Annotated in this window: 18 protein-coding genes; 8 read left to right on the top strand and 10 right to left on the bottom strand. The window is 64.1% G+C overall.

Features of this window, described 5'->3' with window-relative positions:
- Positions 1 to 340: 340 nt before the first annotated feature.
- Positions 341 to 685, top strand: a complete 345-nt coding sequence (locus F1735_RS27705) for a DUF3592 domain-containing protein (RefSeq protein ID WP_167239925.1) — start codon at positions 341 to 343, stop codon at positions 683 to 685.
- Between the two features lie 146 nt (positions 686 to 831).
- On the opposite strand, the gene F1735_RS27700 is transcribed toward F1735_RS27705, so the two are convergent.
- Positions 832 to 3708 carry a glycoside hydrolase family 31 protein gene (locus F1735_RS27700; RefSeq protein WP_167239924.1) on the bottom strand — a complete coding sequence of 959 codons (2877 nt, stop codon included), beginning with the start codon at positions 3706 to 3708 and terminating at the stop codon, positions 832 to 834.
- Positions 3709 to 3751: 43 nt separating this feature from the next.
- A complete protein-coding gene (locus tag F1735_RS27695) occupies positions 3752 to 4699 on the bottom strand; it encodes a fumarylacetoacetate hydrolase family protein (RefSeq protein ID WP_308628088.1) in 948 nt (315 codons plus the stop codon).
- 318 nt (positions 4700 to 5017) lie between these two features.
- On the opposite strand from F1735_RS27695, the gene F1735_RS27690 reads away from it, so the two are divergent.
- The gene (locus tag F1735_RS27690) at positions 5018 to 6931 is read left to right on the top strand and encodes a methyl-accepting chemotaxis protein (RefSeq protein ID WP_222853095.1); all 1914 of its coding nucleotides are present in this window, start codon (positions 5018 to 5020) and stop codon (positions 6929 to 6931) included.
- Positions 6932 to 7075: 144 nt separating this feature from the next.
- On the opposite strand, the gene F1735_RS27685 is transcribed toward F1735_RS27690, so the two are convergent.
- The gene (locus tag F1735_RS27685) at positions 7076 to 7480 is read right to left on the bottom strand and encodes a hypothetical protein (RefSeq protein ID WP_187364377.1); all 405 of its coding nucleotides are present in this window, start codon (positions 7478 to 7480) and stop codon (positions 7076 to 7078) included.
- Positions 7481 to 7885: 405 nt separating this feature from the next.
- The gene (locus F1735_RS27680; RefSeq protein ID WP_167239923.1) at positions 7886 to 8857 is read right to left on the bottom strand and encodes an NPP1 family protein; all 972 of its coding nucleotides are present in this window, start codon (positions 8855 to 8857) and stop codon (positions 7886 to 7888) included.
- A gap of 355 nt (positions 8858 to 9212) precedes the next feature.
- On the opposite strand from F1735_RS27680, the gene F1735_RS27675 reads away from it, so the two are divergent.
- Entirely contained in the window at positions 9213 to 9683 is a 471-nt protein-coding gene (locus F1735_RS27675) for a lysozyme inhibitor LprI family protein (protein ID WP_167239922.1), read from the top strand.
- 62 nt (positions 9684 to 9745) lie between these two features.
- Here F1735_RS27675 and F1735_RS27670 read toward each other — a convergent pair whose 3' ends face one another.
- Both F1735_RS27670 and F1735_RS27665 read right to left on the bottom strand, forming a co-directional pair.
- On the bottom strand, positions 9746 to 10795 hold the full coding sequence (locus F1735_RS27670) for an aldose epimerase family protein (protein WP_167239921.1): 1050 nt from the start codon (positions 10793 to 10795) through the stop codon (positions 9746 to 9748).
- Positions 10795 to 12009 (bottom strand): XylR family transcriptional regulator, encoded by a 1215-nt coding sequence (locus tag F1735_RS27665; RefSeq protein WP_373888591.1) that lies wholly within the window; start codon positions 12007 to 12009, stop codon positions 10795 to 10797. Before F1735_RS27665 ends, F1735_RS27670 begins: the two co-directional genes overlap by 1 nt.
- A 259-nt stretch (positions 12010 to 12268) precedes the next feature.
- Here F1735_RS27665 and F1735_RS27660 point away from each other — a divergent pair, with 259 nt between their 5' ends.
- Positions 12269 to 13372, top strand: coding sequence for an alpha/beta hydrolase family protein (locus F1735_RS27660; protein ID WP_167239920.1), 1104 nt, complete (start codon positions 12269 to 12271; stop codon positions 13370 to 13372).
- A 3-nt stretch (positions 13373 to 13375) separates the two neighbouring features.
- Here F1735_RS27660 and F1735_RS27655 read toward each other — a convergent pair whose 3' ends face one another.
- The gene (locus tag F1735_RS27655; protein WP_308628086.1) at positions 13376 to 14281 is read right to left on the bottom strand and encodes a LysR family transcriptional regulator; all 906 of its coding nucleotides are present in this window, start codon (positions 14279 to 14281) and stop codon (positions 13376 to 13378) included.
- A 145-nt stretch (positions 14282 to 14426) separates the two neighbouring features.
- Between F1735_RS27655 and F1735_RS27650 the strand changes: the two genes are divergently transcribed.
- A complete protein-coding gene (locus F1735_RS27650) occupies positions 14427 to 15641 on the top strand; it encodes an MFS transporter (protein WP_229505998.1) in 1215 nt (404 codons plus the stop codon).
- A gap of 212 nt (positions 15642 to 15853) precedes the next feature.
- On the opposite strand, the gene F1735_RS27645 is transcribed toward F1735_RS27650, so the two are convergent.
- Positions 15854 to 16825, bottom strand: a complete 972-nt coding sequence (locus F1735_RS27645) for an MBL fold metallo-hydrolase (protein WP_167239918.1) — start codon at positions 16823 to 16825, stop codon at positions 15854 to 15856.
- A 103-nt stretch (positions 16826 to 16928) separates the two neighbouring features.
- Here F1735_RS27645 and F1735_RS27640 point away from each other — a divergent pair, with 103 nt between their 5' ends.
- From F1735_RS27640 to F1735_RS27630, 3 genes are all read left to right on the top strand, one after another.
- Positions 16929 to 17822, top strand: a complete 894-nt coding sequence (locus F1735_RS27640) for a LysR family transcriptional regulator (protein WP_167239917.1) — start codon at positions 16929 to 16931, stop codon at positions 17820 to 17822.
- A 170-nt stretch (positions 17823 to 17992) separates the two neighbouring features.
- Complete coding sequence (locus tag F1735_RS27635) at positions 17993 to 21172, top strand: WG repeat-containing protein (RefSeq protein WP_167239916.1); 3180 nt, start codon at positions 17993 to 17995, stop codon at positions 21170 to 21172.
- 46 nt (positions 21173 to 21218) lie between these two features.
- Positions 21219 to 21638 (top strand): hypothetical protein, encoded by a 420-nt coding sequence (locus F1735_RS27630; protein WP_167239915.1) that lies wholly within the window; start codon positions 21219 to 21221, stop codon positions 21636 to 21638.
- Between the two features lie 63 nt (positions 21639 to 21701).
- On the opposite strand, the gene F1735_RS27625 is transcribed toward F1735_RS27630, so the two are convergent.
- Together F1735_RS27625 and F1735_RS27620 are read right to left on the bottom strand one after the other, a co-directional pair.
- Positions 21702 to 22067 (bottom strand): hypothetical protein, encoded by a 366-nt coding sequence (locus F1735_RS27625; RefSeq protein ID WP_167239914.1) that lies wholly within the window; start codon positions 22065 to 22067, stop codon positions 21702 to 21704.
- A gap of 90 nt (positions 22068 to 22157) precedes the next feature.
- Entirely contained in the window at positions 22158 to 22667 is a 510-nt protein-coding gene (locus F1735_RS27620; protein WP_229505997.1) for a gluconokinase, read from the bottom strand.
- Positions 22668 to 22833: the final 166 nt, after the last annotated feature.

Below are 22833 nucleotides of genomic sequence, written 5' to 3'. Positions count from 1 at the left end.
CATTCTTCATCCATCTGGCGCAGGTCGAAATCAGTGAGAGGCGTGGGCTTTTTTAACAAGATTGCACATCATACATTGAACTGAGTTTCCAGGCAGAAAAATTGTCTGCGGGGAGGTGATTGGTTACCTGGCGGTAGTTGCCATATTAAAAATATATTCCAACGAACGGCGTATAATAGTAGAAATCCATGCGTGGAAAATTGCATTCAAAGCAGAATAAACCATCCAGTTACACGATCATAAGGGATTAACGATAACTATGCGGCCTGGATTAATACCACCTGATACATCCACCCGGAATTTAATATGGGGAATAGTTCTTTTCTTTGCCTCAATATGCTTGTTCTTATTTGGTTACGAGGGCATACAAGACAGGGGTGAATTCATCAAATCCACCGTTCGTGCGGATGGTGTTGTTGTCCGGCAAAGGGCAGGCAAACATCATGTCGACGTCCGTTTCACTACGGCAAAAGGCGAGGTGGTTGAATATGGCCAGAATGGCGAAATATCCTACGAGGCCGGCGAGAAGGTGAGCGTTTTGTACTATGCGGATCATCCTCGCAACCATCCCAGCACCGATGCATTCGGTGCATTATGGGGAGGCTCCCTGACGTTATTTGGAATGGGAGTTTTAACACTATTCTTTTCATGGCTGTCGATATTCAAGCCTGAGTATTCCAATTAACATGTCATCGCAATACAAATCCCACGACATCTCATCAAATCAAAGAGGCAATGTCATCTATCCGCAACTGGCGGAGCAGGCTTGCCTTCCTGCCCGAGCCATAAAAAACCGCCCGGACGCGGGCGGGCGATGCCACAAAGCCGTTGCTACATCTTGACAGTGATCGCCTTGCCGTCGTAGCCGACTTCTTTATCGGACTTGTCGAAGTCGTCCGAACTCGATACGCCCGCCTTGATGAAGCGCACCTTGAACTGGCGCTTGCCGACCACGCCCTTGTACTGGCCGGTGCGCGCGCCGATGGTCACGGTTTTTGTGCTGTCGTCGTAACTGAGCGGAATGCGGCTGAACTCTCCCCGCGTATAGGCGTTGGTGACGCCGTCATCCTCGTACAGGCTGAACTTGCCGTCCGCGCCCGTGTAAACGTTGAGCGTGATCGGCGCATCCGGTTTTTCATCCACATACTGCGTCACGGGACCCATCGGCAGGATCGCGCCAGCCTTGACCAGCAGCGGCATGCGCGCCGCCGGCGCGGCCATCGTCACCGTCTTGCCGCCCTGGTACAGCGCGCCGGTGTAGAAGTCGTACCAACTTGCCCCTTTCGGCATGTACACGCTGCGCTCGCGCGCGCCGTATACATGCACCGGCGCCACCATCAGGTCGCGCCCGAACAGGTACTGGTCCTTGATATCCTTGACCTGTTCATCCTTCGGAAAATCCATCACCAGTCCGCGCATCACGGTGCCCGAGTGGTAGTAGATATCCGAGGCGGTCGCGTAAATGTAGGGCATCAGGCGATAGCGCAATTTGAGGTACCAGAGCATCGAGTCCTGCATCTCCGAGCCTTCCGGCGCGATGTTGTAGATCTCGCGCTTGACCACTTCGCCGTGGGAGCGGAACAGCGGCGTAAAGGCGCCGAACTGGAACCAGCGCAGATTGAGTTCCTGCCATTCCTTCATGTCTTCCGGGTTGACGACGGCGGCGCCCGTGCTGCGGTTTTCCTGGGCCGAGCCGACGTCGCCGCTCTGGAAGCGCACTTCCTGCGCGTAGCCGCCGATATCGTGGGTCCAGTTCGGAATGCCGGACATCGAGAAATTCACCCCGGCCGAAATCTGGTCGTACAGGTTGTTCCAGCGCCCTACCGTGTCGCCGCTCCATACCGCCACCGCGTTGCGCTGGATGCCGGCAAAGCCCGAGCGCGACAAAATCAGCTGGCGCGTATCGGGCTGGTCGCGCTTGAGCCCTTCGATCAGCGCCTGCGTATGCGGCATGCTGTAGGTGTTGTAAGTGATCTCGCCGGCGCCGTGGACGGTTGGCCCGATCAGCTTCTTGAAGTCTTCCGGACGGGTATTCGACAGCACATCCGGCTCGCTGTTATCCATCCACCACGAATCGAAACCGAATCCTCCGAGCTTGGTTTTCACCTGGCGATAATAGATATCGCGCGCTTCCTGCGTGTACGGGTCGTAGTGGGCGTTCTTGTAGCCTGGCCCGACCCAGTCAAGGTCGCCATTCTCCACGTTCTTGGTCCACATGTGACCCTTGGCGGCGAACTCCTTGTAGTTGTCGGTGTCGGCGTAGAACTTGCCCCAGATGGACAGCATCACGCGCACATTGTTCTTGTGGATTTCGTCGACCATGCCTTTCGGGTCGGGGAAGCGGGTCTTGTCGAAATCGTGCGAACCCCAGCCGTTTTCGGGCCAGTAGAACCAGTCCTGCACGATGTTATCCAACGGCCAGCCGCGCTTGCGGTACTCGCGCACGGCGCCCACAATCTGGTCCTGCGTTTCGTAGCGCTGGCGCGATTGCCAGTAGCCGTAGGCCCATTTCGGCATCATCGGCGCCTGCCCGGTCAGGTGGCGGTAGCCGGCGATCACGCTGTCCATGTTCTCGGCGTTGATGACGTAGTAGTTCACCGCTTGCGCGATCTCGGACGAAAACGTCAGCGAATGGCGTTCGGCCGGCGGCAGCGGGTCGTTGTGGGTGATGGCGATCATGCCGCCGGTCGGCTTCCATTCCAGGTGCAGCTTCACCGGCTTGTTGGCGGCAAACTTGACCTCGAAGTTGTGGTACCACGGGTTCCAGCCCTGGCGCCAGACGTCCAGCACCTGCTTGCCATCGAGCGTCAAGGTCGCGTAGTCGGACGAATAGAGCTGCATCTTGTGCATGCCGGCCTTGGCCGAACTCATGGTGCCTTCCCACACCACCTTGACGTCTTTGAGGTCCTTGAGCGTACCGAGTTCCTTGGGCCAGTGTTCGGCCACGTCCTTGAGGTATTTGTAGTCGATGTCCGATTCGTGGCGGGTCAATGCCAGTTTGCCGCCCACGTAATAGCGTGCGGTCAGGCCGCCGGCCTTGCCGCTGGCGTCCACCAGTTTCAGGTCGCGCTTCATCGGGCCGTACGGCTTGGGGTCGCCGAAGCGCGAGATGGCGTTGTTATCCCACAGGACGCCGTAGTTTTTATCGGAGATCACGAACGGCACCGCCACGTCCATATTGTGCTGCGCCAGCAGGACGTCTTCGCCGTTCATGTTCATCTGGGCGTTCTGGTGCTGGCCCAGGCCGTAGTATGCATCCTTCAGGCCCGGATTGAAGCCCTGCTTGATCGCCAAAAACGGCTTGCCGTCGACCTTGATGGGCGTAAGGCTCTCGGACGACTGGGTGAGGAATACTTCGCCTTTGGCGTTATAGAACTTCACCAGCCCGGTCTTCAAGGATACCCTGGCCGAGATTTTGCCGGCGTTGAGCGTCACCACGTCCTGGTCGGCATCGCTGACCGTGAACCGGCAGGCGCACGGTTTGGCCACCGTCATCATCGATGGCGTCAGTTCCTTGCCCGGTTCATCGAGCTTGACGACATGGATGATATTCTCGCTCATCACCTCCAGGCGCACTTCCTTCGCCGCGCCCTGGTCGGGTTTGACGACCACGCCGTTGCCGGTTTTTTGGAACGTGCCGGCCAGGGCGTGGCCGGAGGCCATCAAGGCCAGGCAGGACGCCGTTCCCACCAGTGATTTAAGACGCATTCTGTGATCTCCCATAGTGATTAGTAGGTGCCGATCCTGATTTTCAGGACGATCGGCTTGGCCGGCAGGTTGATGCCGTAGTCGATCTGGTCGCCTCGAGCGGATCGCGGCTGATTTCGCGCATGCGGCTTGCGCCCGCCAGGCGGAAATTGTCGTCCGCGCCTTCGATCAGCATGCTGACCTCGGCGTTACGGATGGTGTCGATCGTAAAGTGCTGGTCGAACAGGCGGATGAACGGCCCGATCGCGCAGGAAGCGTTGTTGTCCTTGGCTTTACCGAGCAGCAAGGCGCTGCGGCCTTCGATATCGCGCAGGTTGACGTCGTTGCCCAGGCTGGCGCCCCGCACTTCGCCTCGGCTGTTGACGGCAAGCACGATCTCCGGCTCGGGATTGTTCCATCTGGAATCAGGATGCAGGCCGACATCGGCCCCGAAACCCACCGCCGACATCGGCTGCGACTTGGAAAACACTTCGGCGTCCGGGCCGATGCCCACTTCCATGTAGGGCGACCAGAGGCCGCGCACGATCAGGTCTTGCTTGAGTTTATCGGCCGCCGGCGAACCGGGCTTGATGGCCGAGAGGTCGTCGCCGATGCATTCCTGCATCGCGCCGCGCAGTTCGCCGGCCCGGGCCGGGTTGCCCTTGGCCTGTTCTTCGATCACCCGTTCGAGCAGGCTGACGGCAAACGTCACGCCGCAGGCCTTGATCGCTTGCAGGTCGTTGGGGGCCAGCAGGCGCGTACTCTCGGTTTTTGCGTTGGCCAGCAGCTCGTCCAGCGTACCGAGCGCATCGCCGGGGGCGTTGCGCGCGATCGCCGGGGCGTCGGCGCGTTCGAGCAGCCCGGTCATGGTGGCGGCGTGGACGCTGATGTCGATGACCTGGCCGGCGCGCAGCACCACCACCGAGGGACCGGCGCCGGCGCGCCAGGCGCGACCGACCAGCAAGGCCTGTTCTGCATCGACCGGCAACATCGATATGTCTGAATCTGTCATGTCTCTCTTCCCGATTGGACTCGATGCCGGCCCGGCCGGGGAGCTTCCCTTGCCAGGCATCACGGGATAGATGGTGCGCTGAGCGTCAGGTCTTTTCTATTATGAAATCCACCAAGGGCGATCATGATTATCAGCAGCGTTACTTGCAATCGGCGGCAGCAGGGTGTTGCGTATTGCGCAGAATGACCCACACACATTTGACAGTTGTTTCCTACAAGCATAGTCTTCTTGAGCAACTGCGCCGTTGCGAAGGGAGAACGCATTATCCCGTGCGTGGGCGGCCCATCACATCAGCAGTCCATCCACCCAGAGGTTCCCTTGAACGACTATTTCCGCTCCAGCCAATCGCGCTTCACCCTCTTGTTTTCCGCCATTTTCGTCGCCTTGCTGCTCATTACGCTGACAGCCATCGCGCTGTTCATCACGCCGGAACTGAAACGCGCCGAAGGCCAGCTGATCGGTAACGATGTCAACAACATTGCCATCAAGATCAGCGAGCAGCTCAAGCAGGTCGAAGCGCAGCAGCGCGCCATCACGCAGACCGTGGCCTTGATGGACAGCGCCGCGATCGACACCCTGCTGCCCGGCCTGGTCGATCAGTATGGCGACTTGAACGTGTTCGGCGGCGGCATCTGGCCGGCCCCCAAAAAGCGCGATCCCGAAAAGGAAAAGTTCAGCACCTTCTACGCGCGCGACGCGGCCGGCAAGCTGCAGGTCAACACCCACTGGAATTCGCCGGAGTCGCTCAAGTATTTTGAGCAGCCGTGGTGGCAGGGCGGCGCCAAGGCGCCCAAAGGCCAGTGCGCCTGGGCCAAGGCCTACAAGGACGACGCCAGCCCGCAGCCGCGCACCAACTGCGCCATGGCCATCTACAAGGGCGATGAACTGTTCGGCGTCTCGACGGTGGACGTCACGCTCGGCTTTTTCAACCGCCTGGTGGCGGACATGGAAGCGGCCGTGCATGGCCAGATCCTGATCCTGGAGCACGACGGCAAGGTGGTCAGCAACAGCAGCCATATCAAGAGCGAAATCGTGCTCAAGAACATCAGCGACCTGGCCGCCACCTCGCCGCTGGCGGCGCAGCTGGTCAAGGTGCTGCCGCAACTGGGCGACAAAGCCGCGCTCGAATCGTCCTACCGCAGCGACGGCACCGACCATACCCTGTTCGTAGCCACCATTCCGGGCAGCCCGTGGCTGCTGGCCACCGGCCTGCCGAATCATCTGCTGAGCCAGCAGAGCAACCGCATCCTGCATACCCTGGGCGTGGTGCAGATTCCGATCGCCATCGCCATGCTGGTGTTGATCGTCCTGGGCGTCCGCATGATCATGCACCGCCTGGCCGTTTTGAAGGACAACATCGACGCCCTCTCGGCCGGCGACGCCGACCTGACGCGCCGCCTGCCGCCCGGCGGCGGCATGGAGTTCGACGCCGTCTCGAGCAGCGTCAACAGCTTTATCGCACGCCTGCAAAGCATGCTCCAGCAAATCGGCATGAGCACCCAGTCGATCGCACTGGCCTCGCGCGAAATCGCGGCCGGCAACCAGGACCTGTCCGCGCGCACCGAGGCGCAGGCCAGTTCGCTGGAGGAAACGGCCGCCTCGATGGAGGAGCTCACCAGCACCGTCAAGAACAACGAGGACAACGCCAGCCAGGCCAACCGGCTGGCGCGCGAGGCCTCCACCGTGGCCGCGCAGGGCGGCACCATTGTCTCGAGCGTGGTGACGACCATGGGTGCGATCGAGCAATCGTCGCGCAAGATTGTCGACATCATCAGCGTGATCGACGGCATCGCCTTCCAGACCAATATTCTGGCGCTGAACGCGGCCGTCGAGGCGGCGCGCGCCGGCGAGCAGGGACGCGGCTTCGCCGTGGTCGCCGCCGAGGTGCGCAACCTGGCACAACGCTCGGCGGCGGCGGCCAAGGAAATCAACGCCCTGATCGGCGAGTCGGTGGCCGGGGTCGACAAGGGCGCCGCGCTGGTGGCCGAGGCCGGCGCCACGATGCAGCAGATCGTCGCCAGCACCGACAAGGTGGCCAGCATCATCGGCGCCATCATGGGCGCCAGCGCCGAGCAAAACCTGGGCATCGGCCAGGTCAACCAGGCGATCACGGAACTGGACGACACTACCCAGCAAAACGCCGCCCTGGTCGAGCAAGCGGCGGCGGCGGCGCTGTCGCTGCAGCAGCAGGCGGCCAACCTGGAACAGATCGTCGGCGGATTCAAGGTGTAGGAAGGGGGTACACGCAGGGGGTACACGCAGGGGGTACACGCAGGGGGGGGACACGCTCGCTGCGCAATGGGATGCAAAACCGCCTGCGGGTGTCGGCGCCACTGTCACGTCGTTGGTCCGCAAAATCCTATTCCGGGCAATGCGTCACGGTCGATCAGAGCGCAGAAATTGATGGCGGCGACCAGTTGCTGGCCGTTGAACACGGTATAGATGCGATCGAGCCGCGCCGCCGCCGCTCAGGACCACCTTGCCCTTGCGCGACCAGGTATGCCAACCGGTCGCCGGCGCCGCCTGGCGCTCGAACGTGAGCACGCCGCCGGTCGGATCGACCCGGGCGAACTGCCACGCCGGCAGCCTGGGCGCGGCCAGGTAGTTGGCCGGGTCGTGCAAGCCCTTCACCAGCACCGGAGCGGAATAGTTGCGCACGCCGTACAAGGCCGTTTGCAGGGGCGTGCTGGCGCCGACGTAGGTGCTGGCGTCGAGCGCGGCAGCGTGGGCGGTGGAAGCGAACGCCAGCATGATGCTGGCGCCAAGGAAGGACGTTTTCATGGTTGTCTCCAATGAAGAAAATAGAAAGAGGCGCGCGTTCTTTGGGCGAACGCTTTGCGCCGCGCAGGACGATCCCTGCCCACGTGCCGGGGCCTTGCCTGCGGCAATGCCAGATCGGCCTGACAATGCGACGCAGGTCGATCGGGTCCGACAACGTGGGTTAGGGAAATACAATGAGCATCCGACAGCGATGTCTGAGACAGATACCTCGCGTACCTGTCGCCATTGCGAGGACGGTGGGGAACCGGGTCGCGCAGGTCGGGATCGGCGCCGGCGACCCGAAGCGGGTCGTCACGGCAGCGATGAAATCATACTACGCTTGAACTCCAGATTAGACAATAAGCAAGTTGTACGACGTGGCACGTGCCTGGTCCGGCCACCGCGAGGTGGCTCATGTTCGCCGCGCTATTCCCTGATCTGCAGGTAAGCCTGCGGATAATTCGCCTTCAATTCGCTGTCTCTGGTGCTCCACACCTCATTGAGCGAAAACGCGGTGTTTTGCCAGAACGCGTCGCTGCGCGGCACCGTGCTGTTGGCGACATTGGCAATCTCGTTGTCGTTGCGCGTCTTGAACGAGGCGCTGCCGAAATTCGATGCTTCCAGCGCCAGCCGGTACTGCCGGTTGGCTTGATAGCGCACGCTTTCGTCGCTGTTCCAGTCCACCACCGCGCTGTAATGGCTGATGATATCCGGCGCATAAAACTCGCCCCAGTTGCCGAGGAACTCGACGCGGCGCTTGTCCTCGGCGTTAGCGAAGCGGAAAGCGTGGGTGAGGGCGCCGTCCTTGTGATAGACGACCATCGGGTGGCCGTTCTGGGTCAGTACCTGCCCGATCGGGCGGGTGGTGTATTTTCCGTGGGCGCTGGTGGAAACGTGCGAGATGAAATCTGGCTGCTCGTTCACTTTGCCGGTCCACACGATCACCGTTTCCACATCGTGCCTGTGGCCGCCGAGAAAGCTCAGGCCGATAGCCTGGTCCTTCTCAAAATACAGCTCGTAAAAGTGCGCGCAACGTTCGACCTTGTCGGCGCCTTCGACGCTGGCCTTGCAGATTTGCCGGTGAACGGTATTGGCATAGGCGGTCCAGTCGGCGTCGCGGCACGCGCCATGCACGCTGCCAGTGGCGTTCTTGCCGGGATTCTGGCGCAGGTTCTCGTTGCGGTGAAACGGCGTGGCCGGATAGCAGCCGTCCGAGTCGAAGTCGAAGGTCGGATGAAAATTGCGCACCTGCTTTTCATTGTATTTGGTGATACCGGCATTCCACTTGGGGAAGTCGTCGGCGTGCGCCGCCACGGCGCTCAAGGCGATACAGGACGCCAGCGCGGCCTTGCACCACGCCAGATTTGTCGGTTGAACGGAGTGTGTTTCTCTTTTCATGGAAGCTGCCTTTTGAGAGAGGGCCAATGTCGCGGGAAGGTCGGGCGAGAGCGTTACGCCTGCCGCTGCCAACGATACCGCTCAATTGTGACTTCTCGTTGACCTGCGCATGCCAGGCGGATAGGTGGCTGCATTCACGGCGCCTTGTCCGTGGCATCGTCTTCAGAATGAAATATTGGCATTTTTATCACAAAAATGATACCCTAACACCTGCATTGGCGCATAAACAACATTCTGTGAGGTTTGCAATGACCGACTACAAGAAGTGGCAGCATGGGTTCGAAACTTATAGCGGCAACGAGAACCGGCAGATCGACGGCTGCGACGTTCTGGTACGCGCGAAACAGGGGGCCGCATGCGCACCATAAGCCTATTTGCCCTCGCACTACTGGTCGCTTCGCCCGTGTTTGCGGCACAGGCCGACACCGTCAAAACCGCTTCCCAAACCGATGCCGCCACGGCGGTGCCGCAGTTCGACGCGGCCGAAAAATGTGATCAGTTCTCGCAGGCCGACCGGTACGATTGCCTGACCAACATGGCGGCCGACAGTGCCGTCACGCTCAAGCAGGCCGAAACCAAGGCGGTCGAGATGATCGACCAGTGGTTCGAGAACGCCAATTTCAAGAAGCTGGCAAAAACGAAATTGAAGGCGTCCAGCACGATCTTCGCCAAGTATCGCCAGGCAAAGTGCTCATTCGCCGACTCGCTGCGAGGCGGCGCCATAGGCAGTGCGCATGAAATCACCCGACTGGCCTGCATTGCCGACACCAATGCCCTGCGGGCACTGGAATTGAGCTACGCTACGAAAGACATGCCGCCGCCATAATCCCCCCCCCAAGCGCGCAACAGCGCCGGTGTTTCAACGCCGGCGGTTGGCGTGCGCAAGGCTCAGGCCTGCAAGGACAAACGGTACACCGTGGTCTGCCGGTACACCTGCCCGGGCCGCAGAATCACGGCCGAGGCGCACTGGCCGTTCAACTGATCCGGATACGCATGCGCCTCCAGGCAAAAGCCGTCATGCCGCGCATACGGCCGCCCCGCCCTGCCCTGCACCCCATCGAGCCAATTGCCGCTATAAAACTGCAAGCCCGGCTCGGTGGTGGACACCTGCAAACGCCGCCCCGATCCGGGATCGACCACGCGCGCCACGTCGCGCAGCGGCCCGGTGCGGCCCATCGCGTGCGGCTTGACGCAGTAACAATGGTCGAAGCCGCCCGCCAGCCGGATCTGCGCATCCGGCCAGCCCAGGCGCGGTCCGATCGCGGCCGGCTGGCGAAAGTCGAACGGGGTCCCGGCCACCGCCGCCACGCCCACGGGAATGCCGCCCGGATCGGTCTCCAGGTAAAAATCGGCATCGATCTGCAACATGTGGTCGCCCACGTCGGCGCTGCCGCCGTTCAGGTTGAAGTAGGGATGCGCGGTCAGGTTGACCGGCGTGGGCGCGTCCGCCACGGCTTCGAAGTCGATGGTCAGGCGGCCTTCGTCGTCGAGCCGGTAATGCACCTGCACGTCGAGCTTGCCGGGAAAGCCGCTGTCGCCATCGGGCGAGCTAAGGCGCAGCGAGACCCCCGCGTCGGATGCGCTCAATTTCCAGCGCGCCCTGTGAAAGCCGGCGTCGCCGCCGTGCAGATGGTTGCCGCGGTCGTTGACGGCGGCCTGCACCGGCGCGCCGTCGAGCATGAAGCGGCCCTGCGCGATGCGGTTGGCCCAGCGCCCGATGATGGCGCCGAAGTAGGCGCTGTTGTCGGCGTAGCCCGCCAGGTCGCGATAGCCGAGCAGCACGTCGGCCACCTTGCCGTAGCGGTCGGGCGCCCACCACGACACCAGCGCCGCCCCGCGCTCGCTGATCGTCAGGCGCATGTCATTGCCGTTGCGCAGGGTGAACAGCTGGTCGGCGGCGCGCAGCGCGGGTGGGGCAATCAATTGCTTGGTCGTCATTAAGAGTCTGCATGGTGAAATTGAGGAGTCCCCGCCGGCTCGGCCTGGCCTTGCAGGGCCTGGTCCTGGTAGGCGCGCGGGGTGCAGCCAAGCTCGCGCTTGAAGACCGAGTGCATGTACTGGCTCGAGGTAAAGCCGCAACTGAGCGCCACGTTGGCCAGGTTGCAGTCGCCGCGCCCGAGGATGGCGATGGCCGTGTCGAGGCGGAAGCGCAGGATCTCGTCGTGTACGCTGCAACCGAGCTCCTGGCGGAAATACGATTCCAGCGACGAGCGCGAAATACCGACGTAATCGGCCACCTGCCCGGTCTTGATGCCCTGACAGGCGTACTGGCGGATAAAGTGGCGCGCGCGCATCACGTGCGGGTGCTTGGCCGGTTCGTGCTTGCTCGACGCCAGCACGTTGATGCCGGCCGGCGGCACCAGAATGCGCGTCGTCGACAAGCGCGCGCCGTGCAGCATCTGGTCGAGCAGGTGGGCGGCGGCGCGTCCCATTTCCTGCGCGCCCTGGATCACCGAGCTGAGCGGAATGCGGGTGAGCATGCGCGCCAGCGGGTCGTTGTCGATGCCGATCAGCGCCACCTGTTCGGGTACTTCGATGCCGGCGATCATGCAGGCCTGCATCAACTGGCGCGCCCGGGCGTCGGTCACGGCGATGATGCCGCACGGTTTGGGCAGGCTGTGCAGCCAGTTGATCTGCTGCTGGACCGCTTCGTCCCACGATGGCGCGCTGGTGCCCTGGCCACGGAAGACTTCGGCTTCCATGCGGTCGCGCCGCATCAGGCTGCGGAAGGCGTTTTCGCGCTCCTGGGCCCAGCGGTTTTCCTGCGCTTCCGGCAGGCTGAACAGCGCGACGTGGCGCAGGCCGGCTTCGATCAAGTGTTCGTAAGCCAGTTTGATGAGTTTGAAATTGTCGGTGGCCACGTAGGGCACGCCGGACGGATAGGCGGCCACGTTTTCGTAGGACCCGCCCACGGCGACGACGGGAATGCGACTGCGCGCGAGGGCGGCGGCGACCGCGGGGTCGTCGAAATCGGCGATCACGCCGTCGCCCTGCCAGTCCTCGATGCCGGGCAGGCGCAGGCGGAAGTCTTCTTCGAGGAACAGGTCCCACGAGCTGCGCGTGCTCGACAGATAGGCGGCGATTCCTTCAATGACTTCACGATCGAAAATTTTGTTCGCGTTGAACAGCAGCGCGATGCGATGCGATGCGATGCGATGCGATGCGATTTTGGCATCAACATGGTTGAGTGTCTCCTTTAACCTCGCTGGCACGCCTCATTTTTGGGCACGCTTCATTTGTTTATTGTATAAGCAAAACAAATTGCTTTAATATCAATGGACGGGGCACGGGGCTGCGGCTTATTCTGCAAGCAACGGGAGCCAAGTTCAATTATGAAAATGACCAAGGCGCGGTGCGTTTCCGGGTGAGCAAGGCATTCTTCGCTAAGTCACCCAATCACGCAATCACGCAATGACGAAAGCAGACATGTTCAAACACGGCCCGATCCGCCTTCTCGGCGCAATCGCCCTGCTCGCCGGCGTCATCGCCGTACCGCTCTACGCCCGCGACAAACCCAGGCACCCGCACACACCCACGGCCAGCGTCCCCTACATCGAGAGCGCGGTCACCTTCGCCAACCCGTCCGGTCCCAGCCGCCTGGCCGGCACCCTGAGCACGCCACCCGGCCCCGGCCCGTTCCCGGCCATCGTCATCGTGCCCGGCTCCGGCCCGGTCAATCGCGATGGCGACCTGTTCGGCCACCAGTTCTACCGCGTCCTGGCCGACGACCTGAGCCGGCGCGGCTTTGCCGTGCTGCGCAGCGACAAGCGCGGCCTGGGCCAGTCGAACGGCAGCTTCGGGAGCGCCACCACCGCCGACTTCGCCTCAGACATCGAAGCCGGTGTCGCCTTCCTGCGCACGCGCGCCAACATCGACCCGCAACGCATCGGCCTCGTCGGACACAGCGAAGGCGGCATCATCGCGCCCATGGTGGCCGGCAAGGACCCGCGCATCGTGTTCGTGGTGATGATGGCTGGAAACGGCATTCGCGGCGACCAGATGCTGCTCGACCGCACCCGCAAGCAAGGCATGGCCGGCAAGAGCGCCGCCGAGACCGAACGCGAGCTGCGCTTGCAACAAGCCGTCTTCGGCGCCGTGACCGCCGACGCGCCAGCGGCCGAGCGCGAACGGCGCGCCCGCCAGCTCTATCTGGACGCCCAGGCCAGCTATGGCCGCCCCTGGTCGCCGGAGGAACTGGCGCCCCTGCTCACGCCGTGGATGCGCAGCTTCCTGGCGTCGGACCCGGCGCCGGTGCTGCAGGGCCCGCGTTGCGCGGTGCTGGCCCTGGTCGGCGACAAAGACCAGGTGGTGATGGCGGAAGAGAATATTCCGGCGCTCACGCGCGCGCTGGCCGGCAATCCGAAAGCGAGCGTGCGCCGCCTGGCCGGGCTGAACCACTTCTTCCAGAGCGCCGGCACTGGCGCCTTTTCGGAGGTGGCCGGAATCAAGGAAACCATCGCCCCGGAGGCACTCGAACTGATCGGTTCGTGGGCCGGCGCGCACTCCCGGCCATAAGCATCAGGGCCGGCCGGCCAGCGCCAGGTCCGGGTCGCTGTCGAACAGCGCCACCAGCCAGCCGGCAAAGGCGGCCAGCTTGGGCGCCGCCATCCGCCCTTGCGGATACAGCAGCGACACCGGCATGGGCGTGGGCGGCGTGTCCGCCAGCACCTGCACCAGCGCGCCGTCGGCCAGGTGCCGGCGCACCTGATAGGTGGCGACCTGCGTCAGTCCCAGTCCCTGCAAGGCGCAACTGAGGTTGGCGTCGGCGTCGTTGACCGCGATCGGCCCGCTGATGGCCACCTTGACCACCGCCTCGCCCACCACGAAATCCCAGTCGAACGGGCGCCCCGTGCGCGCCGAAAAATGCACCACGCTGCGGTGTACGTGCAGCTCGTCAATCGCGCGCGGCACGCCATGACGCGCAAAGTAGGATGGCGCGGCGCAGGTGACGAAGCGCATCTCGCCGATCTGGCGCCCGATCATCGAGCAATCCTGCAACTGCCCGACCCGCACCGCGCAGTCGATGCCGTCCTGGATCAGGTCGACCAGGCGGTCGGTGATGCTGATGCTCAGTTCGACCTCGGGACAGGCCTCATGGAAGGCGCCGATGTGCGGCAGGATCAGGTGCCGCGCCAGCGCCGACGGCAGGTCGATCCGCAGCTTGCCCCTGGGCCGGGCCGATTCGGCGCCAAAAAACGGTTGCTCGGCCGCGTCGATGGCGGCCAGGATGTCGATGCAGTGGGCGTAATACTGGGCTCCGTCGGGCGTCAGCGAGAGCTTGCGCGTGGTGCGCTGGAGCAACTGGCTGCCCAAAAATGCTTCCAGGTTCTTCATGGTGGCCGTCAGCGAGGCGCGCGGCAGGTGCAGGCTCTCGGCCGCGCGCGAAAAACTGTTGGCCTCCACGATGCGCACGAATGTTTGCATTGCCTTCACCTTGTCCATGCGTGTTTCCCGATCGATTGTTCATGTTTTGTGAAAAGTATAGGCGCATTATGAGCATATAATCGCCAGACCGGTTTTGTCTACAATGGCAGCACTTCAACGCAAGTTGCTATTTTGAGGATGCAAGATGAAACCGAACACCGAACACACAGGCGATATTTCTTCCGGCATGGTGCTGCTGCTGGCGGTGGCCGCCGGCCTGATCGTGGCCAATCTGTATTACGCACAAACCCTGGTCGGGCCGATCAGCCGCGCCACCGGCCTGTCGGCCGCAGCCGCCGGGCTGATCGTCACCCTGACCCAGGTCGGCTACACCGTCGGCCTGCTGTTCATCGTGCCGCTCGGCGATGTGCTGGAAAACCGGCGCCTGGTGATCGGCGCCCTGCTGCTGACCGCCGTGGCGCTGCTCACGGCGGCGTTCAGCACCAGCGGCTGGGTGTTCCTGGCGGCGGCGCTGGCGATCGGCCTCGGTTCCGTGGCCGCGCAGATACTGGTGCCGATTGCCGCCCACCTGTCGCGCGAAGCGACCCGTGGCAAGGTGGTGGGCCAGGTGGTCAGCGGCCTGCTGCTGGGCATCATGCTGGCGCGCCCGGTCGCCAGCCTGGTGGCCGACGCCAGCAACTGGCACGTGGTGTTCGGCGGCGCCGCCGTGCTGACCCTGATGCTGGCCGCCGTGCTGCGCGTCAAGCTGCCGCAGCGCATGCCGACCTCCGCGCTGCCGTACGGGCGCCTGATCGGCTCGATGTGGACCTTGTTCAAGACCACGCCGGTGCTGCGTCGCCGCGCCGCTTACCAGGCCGGCCTGTTCGGCGCCTTCAGCCTGTTCTGGACGGTCACGCCGATGATGTTGTCCGGGCCGCAGTTCCAGATTTCGCAGACCGGCATCGCGATCTTTGCGCTGGTCGGCATGGCCGGGGCGATCGCCTCGCCGATCGCCGGGCGCCTGGCCGATGCCGGCAAAACCTTGCCGGCCACCGGCGTGGCGCTGACCCTGGGCGTGCTGGCCTTTGCCCTGCCCTTGCTGATTCCCGGTTCGCGCGCGCTGGCGCTGGGCGTGCTGGTGGTGGCCTCGATCATCCTCGACATGGGCGTGGCCGCCAGCCTGGTGCTGGGCCAGCGCGCCATTTTCGGCATGGCGCCGGAAGTGCGCAGCCGCCTGAACTCGCTGTATATCGCGCTGTTTTTTGCCGGCGGCGCGCTCGGCTCGGCGCTCGGCGGGTGGGTGTTCGCCACATATGGCTGGCATGCGGTGTTGCTGACGGGCATGGCCTTTCCCGCGCTGGGACTGGCGCTGTGGTTGTCGGAACCGCGCCCCGTGGCGGCCATCGAGGCGAGCCGATAATTGGGGACATTTTCGCCCAACTGCATACCACAACAGCGGCGCGCAGGCGAGCGGGCGCGATAGACGCAGATCGTGTTGCGTACGCGTCAGGCGCTTAGGCTATGGGTGTACGCCGCCTCTGTTCTATGCGGCGACAGGCTGGTCCGGTGGCCTCAACACCGGGCACCAGCTTTCCTCCCTCCTTCCACTTTGGCCCGAGGCCGGTTCCCGGCCTATTTCACGTGGTCGTTGACATACGGTAGCGGCACCCAGCGGTAGCCGTCAGCGTCGGCCCGCAAACGGCCCACGCCGGGAAACGCCACATGGTCGCCCGCCACCAGGTATTTCTCACTGGCCGCTTCAGCAAAGGCGCGCGTGCGCTGCGCCGCCGCCGCATTGGCGTCGACATCGAACACGATCGTCACCGACGGGTCCGGCATCTGGACTTCCGCCACGTGCAGCAGGTCGCCCCAGAACACCAGCTTTTCGCCGCCGCTATCGAGCGCGTAGAAACTGTGGCCCGGCGTGTGGCCGTAGCTCGGGATCGCGCGGATGCCGGGGAATAATTCGGTGGCGCCATCGAAGGGCTTGACCTTGCCGGCGTCGACATACGGTTTTACCTTCATCAGCGCCTGGTCGAACAGCGCCCGCCTGGCCTCGGGCGCTTCGCTGCGCCTGGCGGCGCTCATCCAGTAGTCCAGCTCGCGCTTGTCGAGATGCAAGGTGGCGTTGGGGAAAACCATGCGCTTTCCATCCGTCAGTCCGCCCGTATGATCGGTGTGGATATGCGTGATCAGGATGTCGGTGATCTGTGCGGGCTGGTAGCCGGCCGATGTCATCGTGGCGACCAGCTTGTTCAGGGTCGGGCCGTACAGTTCGCCGCTGCCGGTGTCGACCAGCAGCAGGCGCGCGCCGCTCTCGATCAGGTAGGCGTTGACGGACGCATCCACATGGCTTCCCTGGAAAGTGGCCGCCAGGCGCGCCGCCACCTGCGCCGGCGCCACGTTGGTCAGGAGCGCGGCGGGGGGAATCGCCAGGGTGCCGTCGGACAAGGCCGTCACGTTCACATTGCCCACCTTGAAATGATGGTAGCCGGGCTGGACCTTGTTGAGGCGGGCGCCTGGCGCGGCCTGGGCGAATGCGGCGGGCGCGCCAAAGGCGAGGAAGGCGGCCGCCAGAACGCCGATCAGGATGGTGTTTTTCATGTTACTTCCTTGAAAGTGGTGAGGCGATCGATTATATTTATTTCACTTTCATTGATACATGGGATAAAAATACAATGTCTATCTATGCAGCGTTGACAATCGCATGATCGACAACATTCTCGACCTGAGCATTTTTGCGCGCGTGGTGCAGACCGGCAGCATGACCGACGCCGCCGGCGAGCTCGACTTGTCATTGGCGGTGGTGAGCAAGCGCATGGCGGCGCTGGAAGACCGGCTCGGTGTGCGCCTGCTCAACCGCACCACGCGCAAGCAGTCGCTCACGCAGGAAGGGGCGCGCTTTCACCAGCGCTGCATCCGCATCCTGGCCGAAGTCCAGGATGCCGAGGCCGACATGACCGACAGCCGCACCAGCATTGCCGGCCTGTTGCGGGTGGCGGCGCCGCGCGGCTTCGGGCGGCGCTACATGAGCGGCATCGCGGCCGCCTTCCAGCGCCAGCATCCGGCCCTGTGCATCGAGCTGAGCCTGGACGACGCCTACGTCGACATGGTCGAGTCGGCCATCGACGTGGCCCTGCGCTTCGGCAACCTGAACGATTCGAGCATGATCGCGCGCCCGGTCGCCACCGGCTACCGCATCATGTGCGCCTCGCCCGCCTACATCGAACGGCACGGCGCCCCGCTCACGCCCGAGGACCTGGTCCGGCACGCCTGCATCGTGTACCGCGCCGACTCGACCCGGCACTGGGTGTTCGAGCGCGACGGCAAAGCGGTCACGGCCGCCATCACGCCGACCTTTTTCTGCAACGATGGCGATGCGGCCCAAGCCATCGCGCGCGAAGGCGGCGGCATTTTCTACAAGGCGCTGTGGGATGTGAGCGAGGATCTCGCCGCCGGGACGCTGGTGCGCGTGCTGCCGCACTACAGCGCGCCGAGCGAGCCGCTGCAGGTGGTGTATCCGCACGCGCTGCATCTGTCGCCCAGGGTGCGCCAGTTCGCCGACTTCGCCATCGAACGGCTGCGCGCGCAACTGCCCTGAACCAATCCCTGCGACAGCGCGGTGCGGCCACGGCCGCGCTCTTGATGAACAATCAAGGCGTGCGGTTAAAATATCGCCTCAACAAGCGCTCCGACACGCTTGACGCTTGACGCTTGACTCTTGACGCTTGACTCTTGACGCTTGACTCTTCCGAAACGAGAACCCGCCACATGCCAACCCCACCGATCTTGATCCGCAATTACCTGCAGGCTGGCGACGGCCCGCGCGAAATCCTCCTGGTGTCCGCAGGCCGGGTCATGCCGGCCTCGCCCGCGCTGCGATGGGTCGGGGCCTTCAGCGACGATGGCAAGGGCGGCCTGATCGCCCCCGCCAAAGCCATCGGCGGCGGCGCCGGCTACATCGATGCGGACGGCCGCTGGGTGGTTGCGCCCGAACTGGAAAATACCCACCCCTTCTCCGATGGCCTGGGGCCGTACCGCAAGGATGGACTGTTGGGTTTCATGCACCCGGACGGCACGCCAGCGATCGCGCCGCGCTTGCTCGGCGGGCGGCGTTTCCATGCTGGCCTGGCGGCGGTGCTGGTCGCGCCCGACACCTTTCGCTACATCGACAAGCGCGGCGAGTTTGCTTTCGAGGGCGAGTTTTGCGAGGCCGGTGATTTTTGCGCGAACGGCCTGGCGGTGGCCAGGAGCGGCAAGCGCGACCAGGCCGGCTATCTGGACCAACAGGGCGGCTGGGCGATTGCTCCGCGCTTCGTCAAGGCACTGCGTTTTTGCGCCGGTGGCGCGGCGCCGGTATCGGTCGGAGAAAACCGGTATGGCCTGATCGACGCGCGCGGCGAATGGATCGCGCAGCCCGGCTACCGGTTCATCGACGACTTCAATGCCGACGGCCTGGCATTTTTCGGGCAGGGGAAAAGCAGCTGGGATTACGACACCGGCTTTCTGGATGCGCGCGGCGACAGGTTTTTCGCGGGTGCGCCCACCGGAAACACCAATATGGTCGGCGGCGTGCTGCGCGAGAACGACTATACCTACCTCACGCGTCATGGCGCGCTGCACATTCCCGGCATGGACTGGGGCGGCGCGATCAACGAGCACGGCATCGCCCTCGGACGCACTGCGCACTACGCCGAGCGCGTCGAGGGCCAGCCCAATCCGCCGGCCACATGGGGCATCCTGGACATCGAAGGCGAATTCGTCGCGGTGCCTGGCAACGCCCTGGAGCCGCTGACGGACAAGGACGGCATGTTCGAAGAAGCGGAACCGGACACGCCGCTGGCCGTCTTCTTCGGCGACGACGACGACCTGCTGATGCTCGGGCGCGACGCCCGCATCGCCTTCCGCCTGCGCCGCGAAGCATCGGCGCAGGGCCAGTATGCGGCGCTCTACGACGCCGATGCGCGCCTGCTCTGGACCAGCCCCGCAGGCGGGCCGATCGCACTGCCGGAGCGCTTCTTCGTGGCCCCGCCGCACTCCCTGATGGACAAGCTCCCCTCGCTTGATGCCCTGGCCGACTTCGCCAGGGCGATGCTGCTCGCTACCGAACGCAAGCTGCAACTGCTCGTGCGCGAAGGAAAACTCGACGATGAGGGCGAGGACCAGGAAGGCGAGGATGAGGACGAGGACGAGGATGAGGACGAGGATGAGGACGCCGCTGTGGAAGCGGCGCTCGCCAGCTACCTGGCCACGCGCAGCCGCATCGTGCGCTTCTACCTCAACGAAGAACTGGTCGGCTACTACCCCTTCCTGGCGGAGGAACGCAGGGCGCTCCTGCACCGGATCGAGCAGGACTGCGTGGAGCGGCTGAGCGCGCAATTCGGCCCGTCCGACAACGCGCCCGACTTTGCCGGCCAGCCGCACAACACCTGGTACTACGCCTGGCCGATCCGCCTTGACGCCACCCTGCCAGGCACGGACGACGCCCCCGAGGCGAACCGCCTGTGGCTGGCCCTGAACTGGAGCGGCGACACCGGCGACGGCGACGAGTGGGGCGACTTGTGGCTGACCTGCGCGCCGAGCCTTGAAACGCTGGAACTGGCGCTGGAAGCGTTCGACCAGCTGCCCGGCGACGAAGACGACGACGACGAAGACGACGACGACGAAGACGACAACGACGAAGACGAGGACGAGGACGAGGACGCGTTGTCCCCCATGAGCCATGAGGCCCTGCTGGCCCTGGTAACCGAATCGCCCACCAGCATCAACGAGCTCGCCGACGACCAGATCAGCGCCGAGCTGGCCGATGCCGCCACCGAGGCCCACTCGGACGCGCTGGAGCACCTGCCCGAACGTTTCCAGACGCCGGAGCGGCTGGAAGCGCTGATACGCAAGAGTGTCGATTGCGCACGCGCGATTCCCGATGTCTGCATGAGCGCCCAAGGCCTGGCGCTGGCGCGCGCGCTGTACGGCGAGGACGACGCCTGGATCGCGCATGACGCCTATCGCAGCAAAGCGCGCACCCGCTGGGACCAGAACGCCTTGTGGAACTACTGGGGCGCCCTGATCGATGCGCCGATGAGCGAACGCGCGCTGCGCGCCGGCGTCAGTTTGTACAAAATCCCGCTCTGGCTGCGCACGCCGGAACTCGAAGCACTGGCATTGCAGCTGAAAATCTCGGACATCCGCACCGTACGCAAGCAGGCGATCACCGCCGACATCGCGGCGCGCGCGGTGCGCGAGCGCCACGCGGCGCTACTAAAGTACATTCCGGCCCACCTGCTCACGCCCGCCCTGTGCCTGGCCTCGGTTCAGCATGGCGGGGACACGCTCGCCTTCGTCCCGCCGGCGCTGCGCAGCGTCGACGTATGCACGGCGGCGGTCGCGCAGGACGTGGGAGCGATGTATTGGGTGCCGGACGGGATGGAAGAAGACATCTGCACCCGCGTCATCGAGGCCAACCTGGCAGCGGGCGCCGGGGATGAATGGACACGCAAGCTGCGCGGCCGGCAGTATGCGCTGCGCGCCTGGGTGCGGGTCTGGAACGAGGACTACGCCGGCGCGATCGGCGACGCCATCCTGGCGCTGGGCGATCTGGAATTTCCGGTTGACGCGCACTTCCTGCTGGCCGTGTCCTACCGCGCCCTCGGCCGCGCGTTCGACAGTGCGCTGGAAGCGGCGACGGTACTGGCGATCGACAGCGATTTCGAACCCGACTGGACGGCCGATACGACCTGGCTGGCGCCCGAGGCCAAGGCCACCTTGTCCGCGGCGGACGACGAAGCCTTGCTGCGCGGCCTGCGCACGCACCCGCTGGCGCTGTCGAAAATCGCGCAGCGCCGCATCACCCAGGCGATGGCCGAGGTGGCCGTGGCGGCATCGCCGGACGCCCTGGCGTTCGTGCCGAAAAAGCTCATGACAGCGGACCTGCAAGCGCTCGCGACGCGCTAGACTACGTCACCGCCTTGTTCCGATTTACCCGACCAGAAAGAGCACCATGCGCACCACCATCCTCACAACCCTGATCCTTGCGGCGGCCGTCGTCGCTGGCGTACACGTACACGCGGCGGACCCGGCGCCGGCCCCCAACCTCGACAAGTCGCAGCTGGCGCCGGACGCGCAAGGCCTGGTCGCCACCGACGCCGCGTTCGCCTACGTGCGCGGGCGCAGTGCGGCATCGAGCAAGACCATCAGCGAGAAAATCGTCGCTTGCCACGGCGTCTCGCGCGCGCGTTTCGCTGCGACGCTCGACGAATCGATGGTGACCTGCTATGCCCAGATCGCGCCCAAGTACAAACCGCGCATGTCGATCAACGACGCCATGCCGGCCTTCGCCATGTGTGCGCGCACGACCATGCTGCGCACCTTGAACCTGGACGCTGACACGGTCAACCCGTGTATCGCCGCGGCGCAATAGCCGCGCCGGAAGCGGCTGATCCAGGCCCCGTTGTGCGAACGCTTTGGCGGGGAGATGCCAGCATCAGTAGCCGAAGTCGTCGCGCGCCACCCTGGCGCTCGGGCGATGTTTGCCAGTGCGCGAGGAAATACCTTGCTGAAGTGCCGACAAGGCCGGGAAGCTGATGCGTTTGCAGCCGTTCGCCACCCACACATCTCCGGTCAGCACATTGACCGCGTAGTGGCCGTGGGTAAATGACATGGCGTTCTTGGGGTGGCTGTACACCAGGCTGAAGGTACGGTAACCCGGATACAGGTCGTCGCCGCCACGAAACGGTTCCTCGATCCACCAGGCTGTGTCGGACATGTCCACGCGCTCGTGTTCCAGCACCACCATCAGGACCCGCTTGGCCTGATTCACGGTCAAGCCGGTCGGGCGGACCTTGTTCACGTCGAGCGCCCGCGCAAACGCCGGCCGCCAGCCAGGCGGCCTACATCGCCTGCATCTAAGGCGCCGGCCAAGGCTGACGCCGGCCAGGCCTCACTGGCCGCCGAGGATGCGCGTCACCTGCAGGGCCGGCGCGCTGCCGATGTCGAGCACCACGCCGGCTTCATCAAGCTGCAACGGCTCGAGGTCGCGCAGTTGGCTTTCGAGCAGCGCGGGCGGCATGTAGTGATCAGCGCGCGCGCGCATGCGCGCGGCGATCAGTTCGCGCGGCCCGTCCAGGTGGGCGAAGCGCAGCGCCGGATCGCCTTCGCGCAGCAGGTCGCGGTAGCGCCGCTTGAGCGCCGAGCACGACAGCACAAGGCCGGCGCCGCGCGCGCGCGCCTCGCGGATCTGCCCTTGCAGGGCATGCAGCCAGCCGGCCCGGTCCGCATCGTCGAGCGCCATCCCGGCCGACATCTTGGCCACGTTGGCGGCCGGATGATACTGGTCGCCCTCCACGAACCTCACGCCGAGCGCTTGCGCGAGCGCTTGCCCGACCGTGCTCTTGCCGCAACCGGACACCCCCATCACCACCCAGCGCATCTTGTCCTCCTTGCCGACCATGCCGTCTCCACAAGTTAGCGCTAACATCAGGATTCGCAGTCTAGCCTGAATTTTGCACAAAAAAGGGCAAGAATGCCGTAAGTGATTGATAGAATGGGAATTATCTAAAAACCTACCCTATCAGCACGAACACACCTTGCCCGACATGAATTCTACCCCAGAGCAG

Origin of the sequence: Massilia genomosp. 1, assembly GCF_011682185.1 — a bacterium.
GTDB lineage: Bacteria > Pseudomonadota > Gammaproteobacteria > Burkholderiales > Burkholderiaceae_D > Telluria_A > Telluria_A rubra.
Note: the sequence above shows the minus strand (reverse complement) of the source record. Positions and strands in the feature narration are given on the sequence as shown.